The organism is Paenibacillus sp. FSL R7-0048 (genome assembly GCF_038004505.1).
Classification (GTDB): Bacteria; Bacillota; Bacilli; order Paenibacillales; family Paenibacillaceae; genus Paenibacillus_AQ; species Paenibacillus_AQ odorifer.
This window is the reverse complement of the sequence record NZ_JBBORF010000001.1, coordinates 5,566,991-5,592,195: the sequence shown is the minus strand read 5'-3', so window position 1 is coordinate 5,592,195 and position 25,205 is coordinate 5,566,991. Positions and strand designations below refer to the sequence as shown.

The following is a 25,205-nucleotide window of genomic DNA, read 5'->3' as shown; positions in this document are numbered from 1 at the left end:
TGTCCGATAGTTGTCTCGTATGCGCCGCAGAAGTGACCTTAAGACGAGAAAGCCCCAGCAGCCAAATGGCTGCTGGGGCTTTCTTTGAGAGTTCAACTAGATACTGTTTAAGAACGTAGGTCCTCAAACACACGGCTCAGAATCGTTGCTGCTTGTGCACGAGTCAGAGTGCCTTGTGGATTGAAGTTGTCCGCACCAACGCCCTTGAGATAACCTTTGCTTACAGCATAGGCTACGGCGTTTCGTGCTTCTGCAGCGATGTTATCGGCATCCTTAAAGCTCAAAGGAGTCTTAGCTACTGTAAGATCAGCGCCTAGGGCCTCAGCAATGATAAGGGCTGCTTCTTCGCGAGTTAGCACATCGCGTGAACCACTTTGTTTGATACGAGTATTCCATGTGTCACCTTTTCCGAGTAGACGGTCGAAGAGCGTTAACAGTTCCGCTTGATTTAAGGTGTCAGCAGGCTTGAAGCTGCCATCGGTTCCTTTGCCGGCAATGATGCCATGAGCAGCAAGAACTTCGATATCGCCTTTAGCCCAGTGTGTGCCGATATCCTTGAAGCTTACATTACGGGATGCAACGCTATAAGAGCCGTCGCCAGTAACTGTAAACTGTAGAATACCTTCTTTAGAGAAAGATCCAGGTTGCAGATAGGACCATTTATGATCCTTTGTTTCTGCATAGGCGGCAGTTTTTCGAGCATCACGTAGACTGCTGTCTTTTAGATTAAGCTGAAGGGTAACCGGCTTTCCGGTTGTCCAACCATTTTTGATGGTAAGAATGGAAGAACCAATATTGATCGCAGCTGAGCTTCCTGATAACACTGCTGCATCACTAGCATCAGCCAGACTTATCGTAAGCAACAAACCACTGCTGCTAATGAAATCCGGAAGGGTTGCCGCTGGAATAAGAACATTGAATCCATTACCGTTAAGGCTGAGTGCATTCTCCGATTTCTTCAACTGTTCAGCTTGCGCCGGGGTAAGCGTAATAACGACTTGGCTATACTTATTGAAATTCACATCGCTAAGATCAAGTACAGAAGTCTTATCTTTTGCATTCTGAATCGAATTTGTTAATGCAGTATCTAAGATATTAAACACCGCTGAAGCTTTACCACCAGCTGGATCGGCTGTCTCTACTAGCTTCCCGGATTTCGAAGAAGGTCCAGGAGTGGGAGTGCTGGTTGCTGTAGGTACATACGACTCAGAAGATGGAGGCGATGTAGGCGATGGTGTTGGTGTCGGTGTCGGCGTTGGTGTAGGTTTTTCAGGTGTGTTTACAGTTACACTTACTGTTCTCAAACCAGATGGGATAGTTGATGTTGTGGCATCATTCCAAATCTGGACATCATATAGCTCAAAGGAATAATCTCCTGCTGTTGCTGGTTCGAAGGTTATTTGGGCTAGTGAGCCAGAGCCGTGATAAGCACCTCCTGACAGATTGACACTATATTGTGTCAGTTTGTGGCCGTCTCCAAGATCATACGTTTGTGAATATTCTGTAAGTGGAACACTAGAGAAATGCTCCTCTTGATACGTAACCAGCTGTACGCTTGGCTGGATTACCGGTGTTTCAAGGGAATCATCGTATATGACACCGAATGAAGCCCCATAGACGCCATAAACCTCATCTGTCACGGAATAATCTAAATTAACGGTCACAGATTGTCCTACTTCAATGGTGGATGCAGAAAGAGCCGGAGTTACTGTGAAAGTACCGTCCCCTGTGCTATAAAGCAGCCGCTGAACGTAATCATCGTCGTCTGCACCATTGCCAACTTTATCGACCACATGGACTTTGTACTCATTTAGCCCCTCGTTAACAGGAACATCAATGGTAAAGGCACCGTTATTTGCAATCACACCGCCAAATTTATAAGCATTCCCATCATAATGTTTGCCTTCGGCATATACGGTAAACCAGTTTCCAATAGGGTTTGTATTAGAAATATAATAGGCCATTAGGTCATCATCAATGAAACCACTAATTTGTGCCACGCCAGGATCGGTTGGCGCTTCGCGTTCATACTCCTCAATGGTGATGCCGGAAACTAGCGGCTTCTCGGTATCAATTGTGAACTCGGCCTTTTGTTTCTCGAGCAGTTGCCCATTGGGAAGCACAGGAATGATGTAGTAGTGACCATCTGCTAAAGTAGACTTGGCGGAGGTCTCCAGGTCTGTTAATGTTCCATCCCAATTTGGAACTTCGTATACACCACGATAGATCTTCTCATCGATCGCATAAACTTCACCTAAAACTGTTGCGGGAGCATCTTTTGAAGAGGCAACGAAACTTATGCCTTCCAGCTCTTCATTGACAGAAAAGGTAAAGGTGGTGTCGTCTGAGCGACCATCACCATTAGGTGAAATTTGTGGACTTTCAAAAGAGAGCTGATTAATAGGTGCTACATTAAATTGGTCACCTACAACAACGTTAAATGGCAGACGAAGGGTTTCTGTATCAGAGGTAAGTAACAGGATGCCTTCATATGCGCCCTCTTTTGCTGTTTTAGATACATTGAGTGTAAATTGTGCATATTGATCTGCCCCTGAGGTAACGCTGTTTGGTGCAAAATCAATACTAATATCAGTAGGAGCTTCTGTCAGCCATTTGGTGGACAGGGTGTATGTTTCTCCGTTTCCTTTAAAGTCCTCTACATAGACAGCTTTCGTTACAGTAACACCCTTTGGCTGTAAGCCGAAGGATAAGGAACCTGTGTAATAAGGGATTTCAACAGTACCCGGAAGACCGCTGTTAAGGATCTCACCGACTTTAGCAATGGATTTAGCGTTTATCGACTTCTCCAGATTAATTAAACCTGCACCTTGTTGGTACAAGGAGTAAGAATTCCCATCACGGTTAAAAATAGGATCAGCATTGTTCATCAGCAGAGCTTTAATTTCATTTGGCTTCAGATCAGAGTTTTTACTCAGTAACAAAGCCACAGCTCCTACAACATGTGGGGTTGCCATGCTAGTGCCATTTTTTAAGCCGAAAGCATGGTCATAGTTCCCATCCCAGCTAGGGATCGTCGAGTTGATATTGACTCCGGGCGCTACAACATCAGGTTTTATTAGATAATCGGGCATCCCTGGACCCATAGAACTGAAGTTTGCTAACTGATTTACTTCAAGCGCTATATAGTAACTGATTATATCTTTAGCAGCAGCCATCTGAGTTTTTATTTTTTTGCCATCGGCTTGACTGATTCCGTAGGTAGGAATGTAATCCCCAGGCGCACCAAGGGTGGGGCTGATTTCACCAGGCTCATTATTGGCAATCAGCAAAAGCTTCGCACCAGCAGCTTTGGCATTAAGAGATTTGTCTGAGAAGCTCAGCGAGCCCCGATCAACAAGCACTACCTTATCTTTGACATCCAGATTTTTGTAATCGGAAGGACTCCCAAGACCAGCGAAAACGATCTTACTGCCAGCAATATTATCGATTAAATCTGGGGAGTAACTGGCTAATGTCCCGGGAATCTTTTTAACATCGCCAATATCAAAGAAAGGGGTATTTATCGGAGTAGTAGAAGCTCCAACACTAAGCGCGAGTTGGGCACCAGCGGGTTCGCCCAGTGTTCCTGCATCAGGACCAGCGTTACCGGCGGCAACAATAACGTTCACGCCCGATTTTACGGTATTGTCTATCGCGATTGAACTCGCGGAATAGCTTTGGTTGACACTAGAGCCTAGAGAAAGGTTAATCACATCTGCTCCGTCATCGACTGCTTTCTCAATACCCGCAATTACATCCGCTGTGGAACCAGATCCATAGGGACCAAGTACGCGATACGCATACAATTCTACCTCAGGTGCCACATCTAAAATTGTCCCGGCAACGTGTGTACCATGCGAGGTTTCGTAAGGAGTACCTGCTCTTGGAGGGAAGTTAGCATCAGGGGCTGTTTCAGCCGGATCATCATCCTGATCATATACATCATAGCCACCCTTATAATTATCTTTTAACAAAGGGTGATTCTTATCAATACCAGTATCGACAACAGCTACCTGTATATCTTTGCCTGTGTAACCTAAATCATGTAGTTTGTCCGCGCCTATTAGCTTGCCGCTGTCTGAATAGGAACGTGTAACAGGTAATGTCGCTACTTCAACACTGTCTGCTAGTGCATGTACTTCTTCATTTGGATAGATAGCCGCAACGCCTGGAAGCTCTAACAGCTTGTTTACTTGATTGGCTGGCAGCGTAATGGAATACCCGTTAAAAATCTCACTGTATTCAAAACCGATATCGGCATCGATTTTCTGTGTTGAGGAAATAAAGCTTTTATGCTCTGAGATAATTTTACTGCGTTGTGAGGAGACTGAGGATCGTAAAGAATAAGTTTTTGCCTCATTTACATACACACTGACTGGTTTATTAGTCAATTCCACAATTACTGAAACTGGTGCTGAACCTTTGAGTACTCCAGCATAGTTATGAGGGGTTACACTTTGAGACTGTACATCCGTAACCAGGGTTGAAGATTCATGGGATGAGTTCGCAAATGCAGCTGATGGAAAAAGAACAGACACAGCCAGTCCGAAGCTTGCCGCTCCAATACCGAATCTTTGAATAGAGTGTTTAAAGGTACGTTTCAAATAAGTTCATCCTCCCAAATGAATTTTTTGTATTGCAATGTGTCTGTGGTTCTCCTCCTCAAAATAAAATGTAAAAAATTATGAAAATTAAATTTATTCTACAGCTATAACTTCAAATCGAATATACAACTTTAGTACCATATTGCAGCGAAGCGTTGAGGAAAATGTCGAATTCCCAGTAGATAAGTGGAATATAAGAAAATCAGAGCATAAAACAAATGAAATTAAGACAATATAAATGAATGCAACAGATATCTGAATTTCAAGCGAGAGCGGGGATAAGATGTCGGAAAGATATATTTTGGCGTATTTTAAAAGTCCAGAGGAAGCCGAAGGCGTCGCGCGCAAGCTTCGTGCACTTCGGGCCATTGAAGTTTCCATTGATCGCTTCAGTAGATATGGAGGTACCAGCTTTAGCTCAGGGGTAAATCCGGTGACAGGCAATGTGGCCAGAATGGACTCCATGACTGCTGAGCATGCACACACAGGCATACTTGCAGCTGCGGACACCAGCTCTAGCGGGATGAGTCATGGTGGTAACGGTGGTCCAACGGGGAGAGATATTTTGCTTACGGTTATTGTGCATACGGAGTCCTACGATCAGGCTCTGCGCTTAATTGAAGAAGCAGGCGGGATGGTCTGATCAGGCACTTCATTGAGTAAGAAGAAAGGAGACGAACAATGGATAGAGAGAACTCACAAATTTTCTCCAAGACGGAGAAATTGAAAATGTTATACGAAGCTAAAGCAGAGGATGTAGAATTCTCGGCGGCGGAAGCCGATCTTGATGATATTGAAGCTCAGGATCGCGCACAAGAAGCGGACAAACGTCAGCTGAATGAGATTATGAAGAAAGAATAGCAGCTAAAAAAGCTAAGGCGGATACCTCACTTTGTGGGGTATTTTTGCGTTTGGGCATGTATAATTAGGGCGAAGAGCTTAAGTGTGGGGGGAGAAGATGGATAACGTTATTTTGTGGACAGGGTTAGCCTTATTGATCGCATTATTAACCTATTTGAACCAGAAGCAGTTGTACTCTCCAAAAGTAAAACGCGCCTATCTTGAGTTGCGGGAGCTGACAGAGAAGGTTCGTATGGAGCGCTCTGAGGCGAGCGATTTGTATCGATGGGAAGCAGAATTAACCGAACTAGAGAATCATCCGAATGAACTGAATAAATTGGATGCCGAAATTAGGTTTCATCACGCATTTTTGTTATATCTTGAACGTCACTACCCTTCAGACCCAAGGATTATTGGTTTGAAGCAAGCTGACGCATATCAGAAGGATATGGTTTTGGGGATTAAAATAAAAGATTATAATTCCAATAAGTAAGATACTTTTGACTGTGCGTACAATGGGAGAAGGAAAATATTCGCCCAGGTTGCAGATAACTGCTGCACGAAGGCGAGGGTAGGCGTGGCTTGCTGCGCCGCAGTCTGGCTGGAGTGCATTTGAATTGGAGGAACTTCCATACTTTGCTACATGGGATTGAGAATGATAGGAATTTGAAAATGAAATTGAGAGTTTGAACCCTAGCTGATATTTGCAGCTGGGGTTTTTGGTAATGGATCAGTAAAAATGAACTAAGTTAGGCAAGTTTTTAGTTTATAAGTAAAGCTACCGCTAAGAAGAATTTGAGGGTCTCATAGTCGACGTAGCTGTAGATGCTTTTCTGTTGGAAAATGAAATTAGGGAAAACCTCCCTCTATTTTTCTCTAAATGCTCGAAAAAAAGAGATTTTAGGGAAAACCTCCCTGAAAATCCCCTGAAAAGATAGAAAAAGGCCTGATTTCATGAGTTTTTGGGGAGTATTTCCCTAAATGATAGATCAACCTTCTAATCTTGCACATCATTAGGGATGTTTTCCCTAATTATCATCATTTCGAGTATATTAACGTCTGCAGATGTTATAAATATTTTAAGTAAAATAGCTAATATCACACTACAGATTAAGGATGTATAATTGTTCGAATATACTAGCTACGACCAATCAACTATTGAATTTTTTCAGGGGGAATTAGAATGGGGCTGGTACACTCTCAAGGAGTTACTGATGAGCTTGTTGTTAGATCTTTAGAAAGAAATTTAGCTATTATCCGGTTTGACCTTGATCGCCGGGTAGCTTATGTGAATGAAGTTTTTGCAAATTCCATGGGATATAAAAAAGATGAAATGTACGGAATGCATCATAAAGAGTTCTGTTTTCCACATTTCGCAGATAGCCCAGGTTACGAACGGTTTTGGCAGGATCTTTTTACAGGGAAGAGTTTTCAGGATAAGATCGAACGAATGGATTCGAAAGGAAATGCGGTTTGGCTTGAAGCTACCTACATGCCAGTGTTTGATGAAAGCAATGAACAAGTCATCGGAGTATCTAAAATAGCAACTAATATTACCCAAAGACAAAGTAACATGAGTAATGTTGTGCAACGGATGCAAGAGATGGCAGACAGCTTGAATCAAAGAGCAGATTTAGGTATTGAGCGCAGTCAAGAATTATTACGAAGCATCAACAAAATCGCCGAAGTATCGATAGAAAATACACATACTCTAGCTAATCTTGAAAAGCAAGCTGTAGCGATTCATAGCATCGTGCAAACGATTCGCGATATTGCTTCGCAAACGCAATTATTAGCCCTAAATGCAGCTATTGAAGCAGCTCATGCGGGGGAGTATGGGCGAGGTTTTGACGTAGTGGCAAAAGAAGTAAGAAAATTATCTTCCATGGTACAAGATTCGATCATAAAGGTACGGGATAGTGTGGATGCGATCACGCTGGAAATTGGAAAGATCTCTATAGGAACAAATCAAGTGCAAGAAAATATAGAAGATAGTCAGCAGCAGGTTCTGGTAGCGTTGGAGGATTTTTCGAAGATTGCTTCTTCTGCACAAAATCTCGACACACAAGCGCGCGAGGTTATGGATATCCTTTAATTGTTAATATGTATGTTGATAGATTGAATATCAGCAAAAAAGGGTCGGTCTCCTACTTAAAAGAGATGGACCCTTTTATTGTTGGTATTATCCGATTTTGTTAACAATCAAGGTAGGAATCATATATCTATGATTTGTGATGACTCCGTCTACAGTAACACTAACCTTAGTAACTCCGGTGTCCCCAATCGCCCCATCAGAGCCAGTCCCACCTTTAGCCCCCCCGTCACCCCAGTCGCTCCAGTTGCCCCAGTTGCCCCATCATATCCAAGTAATTCTGCTGTAGCTAATCGATGCGGGCTACTAATTTCTCTGCACTGTCTTTACCCCAAAATGAGATTTGGATTGGATGGTCTGGCAAACTAGCAGTTGTGAAAAAAAATTCGAAGGTATTAAAATCCGCAAAATATTTTTTAGTTATTACCTGATTTGGCATCACATCTAGCAGATCGCCTACATATTGAATTCTTTTTTCATTCATGTAGTAGCCTTCGATCAGAACTGTGGAAGCAATCTGACCGCTACCATTAGCAATTTTGACAGTGACCTGTTGTGTAAGTCTTGTGTTGTTTTCTGAGTTAACATTGTTTTCTATCGGACCAGTAGTTAAAAGAGTCATTGTCCTTCCTCCATTTGCTTCATTCAGATTATTAAGCCTGTTTGATTTTCTCTATGTCTTTAAGAGTAGCGATAGTTTATGCTCAGAAAAACGAACCTTTTCCAAGGATTGGTTGTCATATAGATATCTCAGTCAAGAAAGGAGGGCGTAAAATTTGGAGAGTAACCGGGAGTTATTTGAAACCTACAATAAAGATGTATACCGGACTTGCTACTATATGGTGCATGACGCGGCGGATGCAGAGGATTTGACTCAGGATGTCTTTATTACCGTATTTCGCAGTAATCGTGAGCACGTGGAGCATATCAAGGCTTGGATTATGAAAATAACGGTCAACCATTGCCTCAATCATTTGAAACGAAAACGGACTTTACAACAGAAGATTACGGACAACCTTCATTTCTTTAATAAAACGGCAGAAACAGCTGTGGAGCAGCAGATTGAGCAGCGTGAGACGGAGGTCGAGTGGGCGCAATATATGAGCAAGGTCCCTATCAAACTTAGGATGGTGCTCACACTTAGGTATATGCATGATTTCAGTCTGGCTGAAATTTCGGATCTGCTGTCCATTCCACTTGGAACGACCAAATCTAGGCTGCATAAAGGGCTAACGGTAATGAGGAGAATCCTGCAGGAGGCTGGGGTTCAACTTGAACTAAAGGAGGGCGAAGCTTTTGAAAAAGTTAGAAAATATGCTGGAGCATCGTTTAAATGAAGATAAAGGCGTGCCTTATCCAGATTTTGAACGCATGTGGGGACGTTTAGAGCAAGAAAACAGTACAATGACTCCCCTACAACTTCGTATGGCGAATGGTAGCGGGAACAGAGGGAGAAACTGGAGTAAAATAGCTGTGGTGGCTTCATTTTCAGTACTTATTGCAGCGGCACCCGTATATGCAGCAGTGCATTATGATTGGGATAATTTGCTCCATGGGAGAGGAGGCGTTCAAGCAGCGCTGGCCCAAAATCTCGGACAACAACTGAACCAGTCAGTGACGCAGGATGGAGTAACTCTGAAGCTACATACAGCGATTGTGGATGAGAATCGGACGGTTATCTTATTCACTTTGGATGTAGGAAAACGCTTGGAAAATGAAAATTGGAATGTTAATGGAATGACTTTGAAGGGCGCAGATGAGGCGAATGGTCCTAGTGAGTTCAGTTATGTGTTATGGGATGAGAAAAATCAACATTACAACGGATATTTCGAGAGTGATTGGACACCGAAAAAGGATACTGTGAATGTGCAACTAGTTGCAGATAATCTGCAAGCCTTTAGCACACAGGAGTTAGATTTACCGCTGGATATCCAATCGCAGGAGACACAAAATTTTCCTATTGGACAGGAAGGAATGCGCAGCATAGAGGTGAAACCTTTTACCCAAGGACAAGAAAAAATATTATTCTCTTCAGCGATCATTTTTGATCAGCCAGAAACAAAAGAATGGGCCTTTCCAAATATAGTCGCTTACAAAAACGGAACGCTCATAAATTCGCTGGCTGGAGGTGCTTTCGGTACACCGGGAGAAAACGGGGAATATACGTCCCAGCAATATTTTAAGGCGGCTGATATTTCCAGCGGAGAAGTGAATTACAAGCTGCAGTACATGAAACAAGAGAAAAAGGTTGAGGGGCCCCTAGCTTTTGATCTTCAATTAAGCAAAAAGCAGATGGAGAGCGGAACCATAAATACTTCATTGAATCTGCCGCTAGAAGAGGGCAAACCTAATTACACGCTGGAGAAAATGGTAGTGACGCCTACTCAAATTCGAATCGCTATTAGAAGTAAAGAGAAAGGCAACAATTTCCCGTATCAAAAGTCTACTCTTGAAGTAGCAGGCAAGACGCTGGAGGGCAATTTCTGGAGATCTCCAGAAGGTGAGCCGGAATTAACAGTGCTTCGTTTTGAGCGGCCAGTTGACCTTGAAATCACAGAAGAGACGCCAATTACCTTTGTTGCTAAATACAAGGTGACTCAGCACGGCAGCTATAAAATTAACAAGGACGAAAAAACACCACTTCTGTTGACGAATATATCTGATAAGAAACAGACGCTTATCCAGCAGCTTAGCGGATACCCGGTAAAATGGACGTACTATATGCAGGGTGCCGATCTTTATGTAGAGACTGAAAGTGAAGATGCTCGCTTCGGTGGAATTAACCAGACCCATATCGGACTGGGGAAAGAGCGTATTTTAGGTAAACCTCTGACCGTTAATTTCACGGGGGATGGAAACAATAAGGCCATTGATGTTTACAAGGGTTTCAAAGGTACAGAAGCTTCTATTTATATATTCTTCTATACGACTGACGATCCGGATAAAGAAACAAGAGTACAGCTGCGGCCATAGAAAATTTTTTTTAGGGAGGAACCTTGTGTTCTTCCCTTTTTTTCGTTTACAGTGAGTAGATGCTGAGTGGACTCAGCAAGGATTAGCGTAAAGGAGAGAAAAGGATGGAAATCACTCGCTGTGCTTGGGTTAATGAGGATCCTTTATATATCGCATACCATGATGAAGAGTGGGGCAAACCTCTGTATGATGACCGGAAGCTGTTTGAATTACTTATGCTCGAAGGCATGCAGGCAGGGTTAAGCTGGTACACCGTCTTAAAAAAACGGGCACATTACAGAGAGGTATTTGATGGATTTGATCCGGAAAAAATTGTGCATTATGATGAGCTGAAAATTGCTGAGCTGATGAACGATCCCGGGATTATTAGAAATCGCTTAAAGATTGATTCTATCATTCGTAATGCAAGCGTATATTTGCAAATTAGTGCGGAAACAGGCAGCTTTTCAGATTATCTCTGGAGCTTTGTGGGGGGCGCGCCTACGCTTAACCATTGGAAGACACGTGCGGATGTCCCTGCTTTAACGGCTCAGTCTGACGCAATGAGTAAAGCATTGAAAAAGCGAGGCATGAAGTTTGTCGGCTCTACCATATGTTATGCTTTTATGCAGGCATCGGGGATGGTAGATGATCATTCGCTCGATTGCTTTTGCAGGAACAGCACGGGCATGGCAGAGCGTTGATCTGTAGTTTGGCGTTACCCCAAGAAGAAATGTTATACTATGAAGCGAATGCTCACAAAACTAAGTCTATGCTTACGAAGCCAGTTTTGCACGAAGTCAATCAATGAAGCTAACGCTCACAAAACTAAGCCTATGCTTTCGAAGCCAGTTTTGCACGAAGTTAATCAATGAAGCTAACGCTCACAAAACTTTAGGAGGATCACATAAAGATGTTATGGCATGAAGTGACGATACATACAACAGAAGATGCACAAGAAATGATTTCGAATTTTTTATATGAAGCAGGAGCGGGTGGGGTTTCTATTGAAGAATCCGGAACACTCAGTAAAGAACGGAATACGCGTTACGGTGAATTATACGACCAACCCTTGAATGATATCCCAGAAGGGGAAGCGGTAATCAAAGGTTATTATGCCGATTCCACGGATATGGATGCTGTTATAGAAGAACTGACTCCACGGGTAGCAGAATTGCGTGAGTACGGCATTGATCCGGGCAAATCGCTGATTTCTTGGAAAACCGTAGATGAAGACGAATGGGCGCATGCTTGGAAGCAATATTTTAAACCGCTCAGGGTATCGGAGCGTCTCACGATTAAACCAACTTGGGAGGAATATACACCTGAGAGCCCAGATGAAGCAATCATTGAGCTGGACCCTGGTATGGCATTTGGTACAGGGACTCACCCTACAACAGCTTTGTGCCTGCGTGCGCTCGAGAAGAATATTAGCGGCGGCGAAGAAGTAATCGATGTTGGTACGGGTTCAGGAATATTGGCTGTAGGTGCAATGCTGCTCGGTGCGAAATCCGTGCTGGCGTTAGATTTGGACCCTGTAGCTGTTGAAAGTGCGCGGGAGAATGTAGCACTGAATAAACTTGAAAAGTTCATTACGGTAAAAGAAAGCGACCTGCTCTCCTTGCTAGGCGGTGAAGGTGTAGCTGACACGGCTGCTGGAGAAATGTGGCCATCCGCTAGACCGGGTCACACTCTTGAGGGAACACCTGCGGAGCAAGTAACAGAGGATAGCCTCGGCGTTACACTCCCGGTGAAGATTGTAGTTGCGAATATTTTGGCAGAAATCATCGTATTGTTTACGGATGATGTGTATCGTGCACTTCAGCCAGGAGGCTTGTATATTACCTCTGGTATTTATAAGGATAAAGAAGGACTTGTGGCTAACGCACTACAAGAGTCCGGCTTTGAGATTATGGAAGTATCCCGTGAAGAAGATTGGGTGGCATTTACAGCCGGAAAGAGGTAAAAATGGATATATTGCAAAGTATAATACGTGTAGATCTGGATCAGCTTCCTTTTCTGCTCATTACGATTTTAATTGCTTTTACAGTACATGAATTCAGTCATGCTTATTTCGCAAATAAGTTCGGTGACCCTACCGCTAGATTATTAGGACGTATGACGCTTAACCCTGCTGTACACTTCGATTTTTTTGGTATTTTACTGCTGCTGGTTGCTGGTTTCGGGTGGGCACGTCCAGTTCCTGTAAACCGTGATAACTTTAGCCGCCCCCGTCTGATGGGAGTCATTGTGTCTGCTGCGGGCCCAATCAGTAACCTGTTACTAGGGATTATTGGTGCTTTAATATATGGGGTGCTTGCGGCAACCGGTGTATTAGAGTCGATCTCCAATGATCGCGTTTTAGAGGCAGTGTATCTGTTCTTTGGCACCTTTATTCAATGGAACTTCTTTTTATTCTTGTTCAATCTGATTCCATTGCCTCCGCTGGATGGCTACCGGATTGTGGAGGATATTGCTCCTCGCTCCATTCGGGGCAGATTACAGCAATTTGAGCAATGGGCTGTATTTATCTTTTTATTAATTCTGTTTATTCCAGGGTTACGAACCTATACCATCGATCCTCTTGGCCACTGGGCTAGTGAAATGTCGAGAACATTTGTGCAGCTATTCCTAAGAATGTTTGGCAGCTAAGGTAGGGACTGAAGTCTGGTCAACCCTGCTTAAACATTGTATTATGTAATTTGTTGAAAAATAGGATAGTTAAATTTCGCCTGATCCATAGTTATATTTCTCTAAGAAACGGGTGACGTCTTTATTAAGGCGTCTTTACCGTTTCTTCTTACTGAATTCATGAACAGGATGATGAAGAGATGCAGCGATATTTTGTTACACCAGAGCAGTTTGGTGCAGATAACGTTAGAGTTGACGGGGAAGATGCAAGGCATATTGCCAAAGTCATGCGCGGTAAGGTTGGGGACAAGCTTATTGTCAGCGATGGCGTCTCCCGTGAAGCGTTAGTGGAGATTGCTCAGATCGAAATAGGGGAAGTGACAGTGAACATCCTGGAAACCCTGGAGATGACGCATGAACCGCGGATAAAAATCACAGTGGCTCAGAGCTTACCCAAGGCCGATAAGATGGAAACTGTCATTCAAAAGTGTACAGAAATTGGAGCCGTTGGTTTTATTCCTTTTCTGTCGGAGCGCACGATTGTACAATACGATGAACGTAAGGAAAGTAAGCGGCTGGACCGCTGGCGTAAAATTTGTAAAGAAGCTGCCGAGCAGGCACACCGGAACATCGTTCCGGCTGTAGGCTCACCGTTATCCTGGAAGCAGCTGCTACAGACTTTTAGTGAGTATGATGCTGTTTATTTCTGTTATGAAAAAGAAGAAGGCTTGCAGCTTCGCAGCAGTGTTGCCCCTTGGTTATCCTCGCTTTCACCACAGGCTGCTGGGAAGGTACTGATTGTAGTAGGTCCTGAAGGGGGTTTTACACCAGAGGAATGCCAAAAGGCAGAAGAAGCTGGTGCGGTTTCCGTAGGACTAGGACGGCGTATTCTGCGCTGTGAGACAGCGGGCATGGTTGCCGCTGCTTGTATTTTATATGAATCGGGAGAAATGGGAGGAGCTTAAGAGATGCCATCCGTAGCATTTTATACTTTAGGTTGTAAAGTGAATTTTTATGACACCGAAGCCATCTGGCAGCTATTCAAAAATGAAGGTTACGAGCAGGTCGATTTCGAGGGACCCGCCGATGTATATCTGATTAATACTTGTACTGTAACTAATACAGGTGACAAAAAAAGCCGTCAAATGATTCGTCGTGCCGTTCGCCGCAATCCGGAAGCTATCGTGGCGGTTACTGGCTGCTATGCGCAGACCTCTCCTGGTGAGATTCTTGATATTCCTGGTGTCGATCTTGTTATTGGTAACCAGGACCGCGATCAGATCATGACGCATGTAAAGAACATTGAAGCCTCACGTCAGCCGGTCAACGCTGTTCGTAATATTATGAAGACACGTGAATTCGAAGAGATGGATGTACCTGGCTTTGCGGATCGGACGCGTGCTTTTATGAAGATTCAGGATGGCTGCAACAACTTCTGCACATTCTGTATCATTCCATGGTCGCGTGGACTTTCCCGCAGCCGTGATCCCAAAAGTATCGTAAACCAGGCACATCAATTAGTAGAAGCAGGGTATAAGGAATTTGTTCTCACGGGTATTCATACCGGTGGTTACGGTGACGATCTTGATAATTACCGTCTAGCCGATTTGCTGTGGGATCTAGATAAGGTGGATGGACTGGAGCGGGTACGTATCAGTTCTATCGAAGCTAGCCAGATCGATGAGAAGCTGCTGGAGGTGCTGAACCGTTCCTCTAAAATGTGCCGTCATCTGCATATCCCGCTGCAAGCCGGACATAATGATGTGCTGAAAGCGATGCGCCGTAAATATACGACAGAAGAATATTACGCCAAAATGCAGCTGATCCGTCAGGCGATGCCAGATGTCGGGATTACTACGGATGTTATCGTTGGGTTCCCGGGGGAGACCGAGGAAATGTTCCGTGCCGGCTACGACTTCATGAAGGCTATTAATTACTCCGAGATGCACGTATTCCCTTACTCCAAGCGGACGGGCACTCCGGCAGCGCGGATGGAGAATCAGATCGACGAAGAAATCAAAAATGTACGCGTGCAGGAATTGATTGATCTTTCGGAAGAAATGCAAATAGCTTATGCTCGCAAATTTGTAGGCCAGACATTAAGTGTTATTCCGGAAAGAGCCGCAAAAGGGGCTCCGGGGCGCAATATCCAGCATGGATTTAGCGACAACTATTTGCAGGTGTTCTTTGATGGAGAAGATTCACTCCAAGGAGAACTTTGTCAGGTGAAGATAACGGAAGCTGGCGTGAACGAATGCCGCGGTGAGTTGGTCGGGGTTAGTCAGACTGGGCTTCAGCAGGCTGTCCGTTAAGCAATTGATATCCGTTAAGCAATAGATATTAGTAAAAGACAACAGAGCAGCCATTTTCCCGTTAGCGGGGAAGGGCTGCTCTGTTTTTAGTTATTGCTGTCTAGACCACCAATTCATAACAATCTCATGATGCTTTCGGACCCAGCTGGCGTTATTTGCATTTTTTTTGCCTTTTATGCTTAGTTTCGGACTCCAGTGCAGCTATTCCTTAGAAAGTGGTTCATAATAGGTGTTTTTCATGACAATAGCGACTATGGTGTCCGTTAGTGTTCCAAAAGTGGGATAATGCTGCGAATAAGGTCAACTGTGTCCGATAGTGACTTCAACGCGTAGAAGTGGATCAAAAAAACATCCGTAGGATCATGATTGAAACAATCCCCGCCAGTACAGTGCCTAGCAAGCTCCGGGTTTTTATCGCAACCAAAAAAGTAGGCAATGCCGCAAAAAGCTCAATGTTATTAGCTAAAGACGAAAATTTCCCATCATTCAAAAATATCTCCTGACCTATTAATGCTGCCATAACAGAGATAGGAACATAGTTTAACCAGCGCATTCCCCATTCTGGCAATTCAAACCGGCTAAGGATCATGAGCGGAGCCACCCTGGGAATAAAGGTCACAAAAGCTGCTCCTAGAATGATCAGAAAGACATCCCATCTTACTTCCATTTTTCAAACACCATCCCTGTCGTTGAAGCAATGACTGTAGCGATAATCACTCCAACACTGCTGGAGAATAGGAAGGAGCTTCCTACTGCTATGATCACGGCAAGGATTGCGACAACCAAATCTAGTTTGATTTTATTACGGTCAATCATGGAAATTACAAGAATGCCAATAAACATCGCAGGTAAGGCAAACTGTAAACCGAATTGATCAGGGTCTGAGATCCACTGGGCTAAAAAAGCTCCCGCTACATTCGCAAGAAACCAATTTAAATAAGCGGTGAGATTTAGACCGTGCATCCATTTTTCACTGATTTGCTGCTTATTCAAAGCTTGATTGATGGCAACTCCAAAGGTCTCATCAGTCAATAAAGAACCAACCAGCATATTTCTCAGTGGGGAAAGATGGCGGAAATAAGGTGAAAGAGCTGCACTAAGCAAAATATGGCGAAGATTCACGATAAATATCGTAATAATAATGGCCGCAGGCGAGCTGCTAACAGCTATCATTCCAGCAGCTATAAACTGAGCTGAGCCCGCGTAAAGAATCAAGCTGATTAAGGCAATCTCAGCAATGCTGAGCCCGGCTGTCTTTTGAACAACACCTGCTGCGAGTCCGATGCTTAAGTACCCTAGTAGTGTGGGAATACAATCTTTTACCCCTTTAAGGAAGCTATCTTCCTGTTTAGGAGACGGGATTGCTTCTAGTTGGACGTTCTCTGCACTCATCGTAGCCCCCTTGTTTCAAGAAAGAATTTAGTAGTTAGCATATTACTTCCTAATATTTTGATCAACCTTTACCGTATTATCTAGTCTGAAAGTCCCGAATTTCGCTTTATAGAGCCAGGGGGTAAACACTTAGGGTACAATTGTCGATATAAGTAAAAGAGTGTGGGGATAAACCACCGAACGACATTATAGCTTAAGGGAGAGAACAAATGACTGTGTACAGGAAAATGACGAAAATGCTCCTCATCATGATATTGTTAGCTACTGCGGTTTTTCCGGTAAGTGTCTTTGCAGCGACCGGCGATATCAACTCGATTGAATTCGAAAGCTCCGCTAAAGTAGAGCTTACGGTTGGACAAACGCCAAAGCAACTTAAGGTATATGCGAATGTGGAAGGGTCCTCATCTAAAAGAGATGTGACAGGTGCAGTTGTATGGAATTCTTCTAACACAAACGCTGTAAAGGTAGTAAATGGCCTATTGACTCCGATTGACAGTGGAAAAGCTATTATTACAGCGACTTATAATCATGCACTTGCTACCATTGAAGTTGAGGTAGCCCATCCTGTTAAAGAACTGAAGCTCGAATATAGTTCTGAAGGGAACTACAAATTGGGTGATGATGAGGATAAACTGCTGGTCAAAGCCAATGCGATTGGTGGAGAAACAGCGACTTCTGCTAAGGATGTAACGGCTGATACTACTTGGAGCAGCTCCAACACAAGCGTGTTGACCATTGCAGAAGGTAAGATCACTTTGGCTGGTGAAGGTACAGCAACGATCACTGCCAAATACAAGACCTTAACAGCAACCTTTAAGGCTGTAGTGAAATTGCCTTATTCTGAAATTGAGCTTAAACATGACGACAAAATCGTTAAAGAACTAGAGATGCTAGTCGGAGATGCACCTTTGAAGTTGGTTGCAGAGACTAAAGAAACTACAAAATCCAGCGCAAATGATATTTCAGAGAAAGCAGAATGGTCCTCTTCTAGTGCTAGTGTAGCTACAGTAGACAAAGGCGAGATCAAAGTGTTGTCTGCTGGTAAAGCTGTAATTACAGTATCCTATCTAGGGATTACACAAACAGTAGACGTATATGTACGTGCTCCTTATGAAGCGCTACTACTTACTCCTACAGGAGATCAATTCCTGTTTATGGGCGAAACCCTGAACGTTAAAGCTGAGGTTCGCGATGCTGCGAATTCTACTCCGAACATTTCAGGCAGCGCAGTATGGACTTCGGATAACCAATTGGCGGCAACCGTTACGCCTGGTAGCGATACTGCGGCAGTGACTGCTAAAGCAGTGGGAACTTCGGTTATTAAAGCAGAGTACAGAGGAATTAATAAAAGCTTTAAGCTGACAGTGTATCCTACGATCACAGAACTGGCAGCCGACAAGACGGAATTGGAGCTTTACACAGATGACACCGTAAGCCTTCCAAAAGTAAATGGTACAAAGCTTGACGGAACAAAGCTAGATCTTAGTAGTGATATTGAGTGGACCTCTGCGGATGATGAGATTGCCACCATTAAAGACGGCAAGATTGTAGCTGAATCGGCAGGTATTGTGAAGGTTATCGGTAAAATAAAATCAGAAAACCCAACGACTTCAAAAACTGCTGTAAGAGAAAAAAGTGTTGAAGTAAAGGTTACAGTGAAAGATAAAGTCCTTGTCTTGCTTGGACCAGAAGAAAACCTGGTGATTGTTACTGGTGAAGAGAAGGCTGTTCCTGAAGTAAAAGCTGTGATGGAAAACGGCAGTGAACTTGATGCTACTGCAACTATGGAATGGGAGCTTACCGGTACGAATGCGATTATCAAGACAACAACTTCCGGTAAGGTAATCAAAGGACTGGTGAAGGGTTCTGCTACTTTAAAGGGAACTTACGCTAATAAAACCATCAGTATCCCAGTTACCATTGAACAAAAGGTTACTAAGCTAGTTGTAGAACCTACTGCTATCGAAATGAACATTAAAGGCTCTAAAGCGATAAAGGTAACGGCTTATTATTCTAATGGTAAGACAGGGAATGTCTCCAGCAGTATGAATTGGGAGTCCTCAAACGAGGCGGTTGCTACGGTTAAAGCTACAACCGTTAAAGCAGTAACAGAAGGTACTGCTACGTTGACAGGATCTTACCAAGGGATTGCTGCTAGTGTCAAAATTACTGTAGTTCCTAAATTAACAAAGCTGACCGTTAATGAGAGCAGACTGAAAATGGCTCCGGGAGCCGTTCAGAATGTAGTTGTGACTGCACAGTATGATACTGGTAAGACTGCTGTTGTTACTGGAAGTGCGGTATGGACTAGCTCCAAGCCTTCTGTAGCGAGAGTATCTGCAAGTGGTCAGATTGTAGCTGTGAGTAAAGGAACGACATCCATTAAAGGAAAGCTAGGCGGCAAAACAGTTACAGTATCAGTGACAGTGAAGTAATAGAGAATAGGATCTGAATTATCAACTATGAATCTGCAAAGCCAACATTATGTTGCTTTGCAGATTTTTTTATTTAGATTCTATAGTAATTCCGACTATTCCGATGTATAATCACATAAAACATAATAGATGCGTTGGGGGAGATGAAAACATGGCAAAACAAAAGGTGTTGTCGATCAAGACGATTGTAGCGATTGGTATTGGTTCTGCTTTATTCGTTATATTGGGGAGATTCGGCTCGATTCCTTCGGGTATTCCAAACACTAACATCGAGACTACATACGCATTACTGGCATTGTTCTCCCTATTGTACGGCCCGTTTGCCGGATTATTTATAGGCCTGATCGGGCATACCCTGAAGGATACGATATCTTATGGATCGCCATGGTTCAGTTGGGTCATATCATCAGGAATTGTAGGGCTGGTTATTGGCTTGTTAGTAGCTAGAATCGCTATTCATGACGGGGAATTCGGACGGAAGGAAATAATACGCTTTAATCTGGCTCAGATTGCAGCGAATGCTGTAGCTTGGTTCCTTGTAGCCCCAGTGTTGGATATTCTGATCTATGCAGAACCCGCTAATAAAGTATTTACGCAAGGACTGACCGCAGGTGCATTAAATATAGCTTCGGTGGCAGTGATCGGATCTTTACTAGCCATTGCGTATGCTAAGACAAGAACGAAACAGGGCAGCTTGACTAGAGAAGCTTGAGTGGAATACATATCCAAGCTAAAAAGCCGGTGGAAATCACCGGCTTTTTTCTCTTCACATTAACCCAGAGGAAGGTCTCAGATGAAAAAAGTAATGATTGAATTTAAGGATTTCAGCTTTCAATATCGGGCGCAGCAGGAACCCACACTACAGGGGATTAACTTAACGATTGTTGAAGGGGAGAAGGTGCTTATCGTGGGACCCTCAGGTTCTGGGAAAAGTACACTGGCTCATTGCATTAATGGTCTCATCCCTTTTGCTTACAGAGGGGAAATATCAGGTTCATTACGGGTTATAGGCCAGGAGCAGAAGGATCTGAGTATCGCAGAGCTGTCCAATCAGGTAGGTACCGTATTGCAGGACCCGGATGGACAATTTGTAGGATTAACGGTTGGTGAGGATATCGCCTTCAGTCTAGAGAACCATGTGGTTCAGCAGACAGAAATGAAGAGCAAAGTGGCGGCTGCCGCAAGAGCGGTGGATATCCACGACTTTCTGGCCTCTTCTCCTCAGGAGTTATCGGGTGGACAAAAGCAAAAAACGTCCTTGGCAGGTGTACTGGTAGGTGATGTGGACATCCTGCTCTTTGATGAACCGCTGGCAAGCTTAGATCCTTATACCGGTACAAAAGCGATTGAGCTTATTGATCGAGTGCATAAAGAGACAGGTAAAACCGTTATTATGATCGAGCATCGTCTTGAAGAGGTGCTGCATCGGGCGGTGGATCGTATTATTGTGATCCATGAAGGACGTATTGCGGCGGATATGCCGGCTGCAGAGCTGTTGAGCACAACGTTGCTTTCAGAAGTTGGCATTCGGGAACCTCTCTATTTAACGGCTTTGAAGTATGCCGGATGTTCGATTACAGCAAATATGAATCCGCAGCATGTGAACAATATTCAGTTGGAGGCGTGTTCTAATAAACTTAAGATCTGGTATGAGTGCAATCAATCACGCCAGGATAAGCTGGAGAGCCCACCCATCCTTGAACTGCAAGATATTTCTTTTGGATACGAAAAAAATCAGCAGGTGCTGGATAAGCTCAATCTCTGTATTCATAAAGGAGAGATGGTCTGTATAGCGGGGCGAAATGGGGCTGGGAAATCTACAGTTTCTAAGCTGATTTGTGGCTTCTATAAACCTACTTCCGGATCAATACGGATGCATGGGCGTGATATTGCTCAGGACACGATTAAGGAGCGGGCAGAGCGGATTGGTTTTGTTATGCAAAATCCCAATCATATGATTTCTAAGACACTTTTATATGATGAGGTTGCCCTAGGACTAAGACTCCGAGGTTGCCCTGAGGAGCTCGTTCGTGAACGCGTCCATCAAGTCTTGAAGGTGTGCGGACTTTATTTTTTTCGCAGCTGGCCGATCTCGGCGCTCAGTTACGGCCAGAAGAAACGGGTCACGATTGCCGCCATTCTGGTACTGGAGCCGGAAGTGATCATTTTGGATGAACCGACTGCTGCTCAGGATTACAGGCATTATAACGAAATGATGGAGTTTCTCTTGACGCTGCGGGGGCAGGGGATGACGGTCATTATGATTACGCATGATATGCACTTGATGCTGGAATATGCCGATAGAGCTATAGTGTTAGCTGATGGCGTGAAGCTTGCGGATGATAGCCCTGAGCGAATATTAACGAATACTGATGTGGTGAAAAAAGCGAACTTGAAAGAAACCTCGCTTTTTGCCCTAGCTATAAAAGCTGGATTGAAACAACCGGAGGAGTTCGTTAGAAGGTTCATTGCGTATGATAGGAGGAGCCGAGGCGGATGAAGGCCAAAATGTTAACTTTTACGAAGCAGGATTCACCTATTCACCGTCTTACCGGCGCTACGAAGTTGATTTTATTTGTAGTGTGGTCTGTGACGGGGATGATTACATATGATACAAGATGTCTAATTGTGATGCTGTTATTTAGTTTGCTTGCCTTTAGAATTTCCAAAGTTCAATTTCAGGATTATGCTTTCGTATTATATTTCATCTTGATTTTCTTTTTGCTTAATCATATAGCTATCTTTATCTTTTCTCCTTTGGAGGGCGTACGTGTTTACGGGACACGTCATGATATTATGCATATTGCAGGCCGGTATACGGTAACTTGGGAGCAGCTATTTTATCAATTCAATATTGCCCTGAAATATGCGGTGGTCATTCCTATGGCATTATTATTTCTTCTAACGACCAATCCCAGTGAATTTGCAGCATCCTTAAATAGAGTTGGAGTGAACTATAAAATTGCATATTCTGTATCGCTGGCACTGCGGTACATTCCGGATATTCAACGAGATTATGAGAATATATCGTTCTCTGCTCAAGCAAGGGGAATAGATATTTCTAGAAAAGAAAAGCTGCCTAAGCGGCTAAAAAATATCATTTCGATTCTGATGCCCCTAATTCTGACTAGTATCGAGCGGATTGAAAATATCAGTACCGCTATGGAGCTGCGCGGCTTTGGCACTGAGACCAAACGAACTTGGTATAGCCGTCGCCCGTTCACGAGAGACGATTATTTTGCATTGGCTTTGTTTGCGCTGATTGGAATTTTCTCGACGGTGATCACTTTTTACGACGGTTCGCGGTTTTATAATATTTTCGATTGAAGTATAATAGTACAGTTGTGGAAAACTGGGATTATATTAACGGCACCTTTTTGTTAAGACTGAAGACGTTTCTCCAGTTTTGACCATATAGGCAGGTAGCATAATGGCAGTGCTAGAAGTGAGCAGACTACGTTGAAAATGGTCTGGGCGTGGGCGATTTGTGAAGCAGGGCCTCCACCAATCCATGCAGCACTTGCTTGTAGCAGCCCGATCATGGGCAAGAATAATAGTGCACCACCTACATTAAGCGCAACATGGGACCAAGCGACGAAGACGCCGGATGGCGTGCCGCCGATGGAAGCGATGACCGCTGTAACACAGGTGCCCACGTTGGCGCCCAGCACAATGGCTATACCTAGCTCAGGCGGCATGGCACCCGAGGCGGCAATGCTCATAGCCATAGCTATGACAGCAGCGCTGCTATGGAGCATGGCTGTTAGGCACGCTCCAGCGGCGAGCCCCCATAAGGCACTAGTAGCGGCATGGTTTAGGAACCAGAGGAATAAGCCACTTTCCTGAAGTATTCCGCCGATAGACTGCATGACAGCGATGCCCCATAGGACGAGGGCGAAGCCTGATACAGCCAGACTGATAAATTGCAGCGGCGGGGATATTTTGTGGCAGAGCTCTGCCACTCGTGATGTAGGCGGCAGTTCGCCTGCAATAACTGCCGCTGCCCACAGACTGAGCGAGGCTGCCAGCAAGGGCGTGGCCATGGTATTGATCTGAAGTCCGATCAATTCTGTAGTTAATGTGGTGCCGATGTTGCTGCCCAGGATAATGCCAAGTGTGCGGGCATAGGTAAGCAGGCCGGCATTGACCATGCCGATAGTCAACACCGTTACAGCAGTACTGCTCTGGAGTAAGGCGGACAACAGGCTGCTGGCAATCATTCCTTTAATAGGGGTTGAGGTAGCTCTATTTAGGCTTGTAGTTAATAGAGGGCCTGCTAGCTTGGACAACGCCGTTTCCATCAGCTTCATGCCGGCTAGAAAGATAACAAGACCATATATGATAGGGAACAGCAAATCACTGAACATAGGGCATACTCCTTTGGACGAGGGTTGTACACCAATATATGAATGTATTGCATGGGACATGTATAAAAACATTTTTAGAAAAACAGGGAGTTGAAGTCATTGCCATCGGTTATTTTAGAACGCAATCGCAAAAAAAGACTGGAACAGGGCCATCCATGGGTCTATGCAGGTGAAGTCGCATCGGTAGAAGGAAATCCGGAAGCGGGGGGTTTAGTAGATGTCCTTAATCATCAGGGCCGATTTTTGGCCGTGGGATATTACAATCCAGCGTCACAAATTCGGGTAAGAATTGTATCGCAGGGACCCCTTGCGATCATGGATACAGCCTTTTTTGCAGAACGGTTTGCGAATTGTCTGCAACACAGAAATCGTTTCCTTCCGGGTGCGGATGCTTATCGCTTGGTTTATGGTGAAGCGGACTTTTTGCCGGGGCTTATTGTAGATCGATTCGGAGATATTTTGGTTGTGCAGCTGCTTACCCTCGGAATGGACAAGCGGCGTGCAGAAATCGTCGAAGCATTGGTGCAGGTTATGGCACCGCGCGGAATCTATGAGCGCAGTGATGTTAGTGTGCGCGAGCTTGAAGGTATGGAGCAGACAACGGGTGTGCTGTACGGGGAATGTCCAAGGCATGTAACCGTGAGCGAGAATGGCCTGAAGCTGGTCGTTGATATTGAAGAGGGCCAGAAGACAGGTTACTTCTTTGACCAACGTGAGAATAGAGCTTCCATTGCTCCGCTCATGAAAGGCTGGGGAGGACGAAGCGGCATTACGCTACAGGAAATTGAAACTGAGGATGGTTCACTACAGACCTTACCAGTTAATAAGAGCGGCAAACATGTAACGTTCCCTTATTGGGACGGTGCGACAGTGCTGGAATGCTTCTCGCATACGGGCAGCTTCACGCTGCATGCCTGCAAGTATGGCGCGAAAAAAGTAACCTGCCTTGACGTTTCAGCACACGCCATTGAGAGTGCCAAAGTGAATGTGGAGCTGAACGGCTTTAGCGATCGTGTTGAATTCGTAGTGGATGATGCTTTTGCATATCTACGGAATCAGGTTAAAGGACTAGAGGAACGTTCTGAACGGGCGACAGTTGCCAGTGGAACAGAGACGGCAGCAGCTGCTACAAATCCTAAATCCGGAGGCAAAACAGCCAAAACCGACACATCCAAGCCAATGACGGCAGGTGGAGGAAGAACTTGGGATGTAGTCATCCTAGACCCTCCGGCGTTTGCCAAAACCAAAAGTGCAGTAGCTGGCGCTTGCCGTGGTTACAAGGATATCAATCTGCACGGGATGAAGCTGGTGAACGAAGGCGGCTATTTGGTTACCGCAAGCTGTTCTTACCATATGCAGCCAGATCTGTTCCTCGAAACGATTGCCGATGCAGCTAAAGATGCTGGCAAGGTGTTGAGACTTGTAGAATGGCGGGCCGCAGGCAAAGACCATCCACAAATACTTGGCGTTAACGAAGGACACTATCTGAAGTTTGCGATTTTTGAAGTGCGGAGTAAAAAATAAGCCTGAAGATCAAAAGGTCTACAGTGCCAAGTAACAAATAAGATAAAAGGGCTGGT

The 25,205-nt window shown here is 44.4% G+C and carries 21 protein-coding genes; 16 read left to right on the top strand and 5 right to left on the bottom strand.

Annotated features, from left to right (window positions below; all coding sequences use genetic code 11):
* Positions 1–107: 107 nt before the first annotated feature.
* Entirely contained in the window at positions 108–4,604 is a 4,497-nt protein-coding gene (locus NSQ91_RS24820; RefSeq protein ID WP_340920334.1) for a S8 family serine peptidase, read from the bottom strand.
* 283 nt (positions 4,605–4,887) lie between these two features.
* On the opposite strand from NSQ91_RS24820, the gene NSQ91_RS24815 reads away from it, so the two are divergent.
* From NSQ91_RS24815 to NSQ91_RS24800, 4 genes are all read left to right on the top strand, one after another.
* On the top strand, positions 4,888–5,247 hold the full coding sequence (locus NSQ91_RS24815) for a hypothetical protein (RefSeq protein WP_036683926.1): 360 nt from the start codon (positions 4,888–4,890) through the stop codon (positions 5,245–5,247).
* Between the two features lie 38 nt (positions 5,248–5,285).
* Positions 5,286–5,465: a YfhD family protein gene (locus tag NSQ91_RS24810; RefSeq protein ID WP_036683923.1), complete on the top strand. Its 180-nt coding sequence runs from the start codon at positions 5,286–5,288 to the stop codon at positions 5,463–5,465.
* 97 nt (positions 5,466–5,562) lie between these two features.
* Entirely contained in the window at positions 5,563–5,937 is a 375-nt protein-coding gene (locus NSQ91_RS24805) for a hypothetical protein (RefSeq protein WP_076302449.1), read from the top strand.
* Between the two features lie 690 nt (positions 5,938–6,627).
* Positions 6,628–7,539 carry a methyl-accepting chemotaxis protein gene (locus tag NSQ91_RS24800; protein ID WP_076304266.1) on the top strand — a complete coding sequence of 304 codons (912 nt, stop codon included), beginning with the start codon at positions 6,628–6,630 and terminating at the stop codon, positions 7,537–7,539.
* Between the two features lie 286 nt (positions 7,540–7,825).
* On the opposite strand, the gene NSQ91_RS24795 is transcribed toward NSQ91_RS24800, so the two are convergent.
* Positions 7,826–8,158 (bottom strand): hypothetical protein, encoded by a 333-nt coding sequence (locus NSQ91_RS24795; RefSeq protein ID WP_339169352.1) that lies wholly within the window; start codon positions 8,156–8,158, stop codon positions 7,826–7,828.
* 154 nt (positions 8,159–8,312) lie between these two features.
* On the opposite strand from NSQ91_RS24795, the gene NSQ91_RS24790 reads away from it, so the two are divergent.
* The 7 genes from NSQ91_RS24790 to mtaB all read left to right on the top strand — a co-directional run bounded on the left by NSQ91_RS24790 (position 8,313) and on the right by mtaB (position 15,431).
* A complete protein-coding gene (locus NSQ91_RS24790) occupies positions 8,313–8,873 on the top strand; it encodes an RNA polymerase sigma factor (protein WP_076192119.1) in 561 nt (186 codons plus the stop codon).
* On the top strand, positions 8,833–10,509 hold the full coding sequence (locus NSQ91_RS24785) for a DUF4179 domain-containing protein (protein WP_340920327.1): 1,677 nt from the start codon (positions 8,833–8,835) through the stop codon (positions 10,507–10,509). Before NSQ91_RS24790 ends, NSQ91_RS24785 begins: the two co-directional genes overlap by 41 nt.
* Before the next feature lie 104 nt (positions 10,510–10,613).
* The gene (locus NSQ91_RS24780; protein WP_076281215.1) at positions 10,614–11,192 is read left to right on the top strand and encodes a DNA-3-methyladenine glycosylase I; all 579 of its coding nucleotides are present in this window, start codon (positions 10,614–10,616) and stop codon (positions 11,190–11,192) included.
* A 209-nt stretch (positions 11,193–11,401) separates the two neighbouring features.
* Positions 11,402–12,454, top strand: coding sequence for a 50S ribosomal protein L11 methyltransferase (gene prmA, locus NSQ91_RS24775; protein WP_036683907.1), 1,053 nt, complete (start codon positions 11,402–11,404; stop codon positions 12,452–12,454).
* 2 nt (positions 12,455–12,456) lie between these two features.
* A complete protein-coding gene (locus NSQ91_RS24770) occupies positions 12,457–13,140 on the top strand; it encodes a site-2 protease family protein (protein ID WP_076128966.1) in 684 nt (227 codons plus the stop codon).
* Positions 13,141–13,319: 179 nt separating this feature from the next.
* Complete coding sequence (locus tag NSQ91_RS24765) at positions 13,320–14,084, top strand: RsmE family RNA methyltransferase (RefSeq protein WP_076310172.1); 765 nt, start codon at positions 13,320–13,322, stop codon at positions 14,082–14,084.
* A 3-nt stretch (positions 14,085–14,087) separates the two neighbouring features.
* Positions 14,088–15,431: a tRNA (N(6)-L-threonylcarbamoyladenosine(37)-C(2))-methylthiotransferase MtaB gene (mtaB, locus tag NSQ91_RS24760; protein ID WP_076220291.1), complete on the top strand. Its 1,344-nt coding sequence runs from the start codon at positions 14,088–14,090 to the stop codon at positions 15,429–15,431.
* Positions 15,432–15,771: 340 nt separating this feature from the next.
* On the opposite strand, the gene NSQ91_RS24755 is transcribed toward mtaB, so the two are convergent.
* Both NSQ91_RS24755 and NSQ91_RS24750 read right to left on the bottom strand, forming a co-directional pair.
* Positions 15,772–16,098: an AzlD domain-containing protein gene (locus tag NSQ91_RS24755; protein WP_076192109.1), complete on the bottom strand. Its 327-nt coding sequence runs from the start codon at positions 16,096–16,098 to the stop codon at positions 15,772–15,774.
* The gene (locus tag NSQ91_RS24750) at positions 16,089–16,823 is read right to left on the bottom strand and encodes an AzlC family ABC transporter permease (protein ID WP_076281216.1); all 735 of its coding nucleotides are present in this window, start codon (positions 16,821–16,823) and stop codon (positions 16,089–16,091) included. Before NSQ91_RS24750 ends, NSQ91_RS24755 begins: the two co-directional genes overlap by 10 nt.
* Before the next feature lie 209 nt (positions 16,824–17,032).
* Here NSQ91_RS24750 and NSQ91_RS24745 point away from each other — a divergent pair, with 209 nt between their 5' ends.
* The 4 genes from NSQ91_RS24745 to NSQ91_RS24730 all read left to right on the top strand — a co-directional run bounded on the left by NSQ91_RS24745 (position 17,033) and on the right by NSQ91_RS24730 (position 22,585).
* Positions 17,033–19,258: an Ig-like domain-containing protein gene (locus tag NSQ91_RS24745; protein WP_076128972.1), complete on the top strand. Its 2,226-nt coding sequence runs from the start codon at positions 17,033–17,035 to the stop codon at positions 19,256–19,258.
* Positions 19,259–19,409: 151 nt separating this feature from the next.
* Positions 19,410–19,970, top strand: coding sequence for an ECF-type riboflavin transporter substrate-binding protein (locus NSQ91_RS24740; protein ID WP_076128974.1), 561 nt, complete (start codon positions 19,410–19,412; stop codon positions 19,968–19,970).
* An 81-nt stretch (positions 19,971–20,051) separates the two neighbouring features.
* On the top strand, positions 20,052–21,758 hold the full coding sequence (locus NSQ91_RS24735) for an ABC transporter ATP-binding protein (protein ID WP_076310173.1): 1,707 nt from the start codon (positions 20,052–20,054) through the stop codon (positions 21,756–21,758).
* On the top strand, positions 21,755–22,585 hold the full coding sequence (locus NSQ91_RS24730) for an energy-coupling factor transporter transmembrane component T family protein (protein ID WP_076128979.1): 831 nt from the start codon (positions 21,755–21,757) through the stop codon (positions 22,583–22,585). Before NSQ91_RS24735 ends, NSQ91_RS24730 begins: the two co-directional genes overlap by 4 nt.
* A gap of 53 nt (positions 22,586–22,638) precedes the next feature.
* Here NSQ91_RS24730 and NSQ91_RS24725 read toward each other — a convergent pair whose 3' ends face one another.
* Entirely contained in the window at positions 22,639–23,625 is a 987-nt protein-coding gene (locus NSQ91_RS24725; protein WP_076218327.1) for a Na/Pi cotransporter family protein, read from the bottom strand.
* Between the two features lie 99 nt (positions 23,626–23,724).
* On the opposite strand from NSQ91_RS24725, the gene NSQ91_RS24720 reads away from it, so the two are divergent.
* The gene (locus NSQ91_RS24720) at positions 23,725–25,149 is read left to right on the top strand and encodes a class I SAM-dependent rRNA methyltransferase (protein WP_076276742.1); all 1,425 of its coding nucleotides are present in this window, start codon (positions 23,725–23,727) and stop codon (positions 25,147–25,149) included.
* The last annotated feature ends 56 nt before the right edge of the window (positions 25,150–25,205 follow it).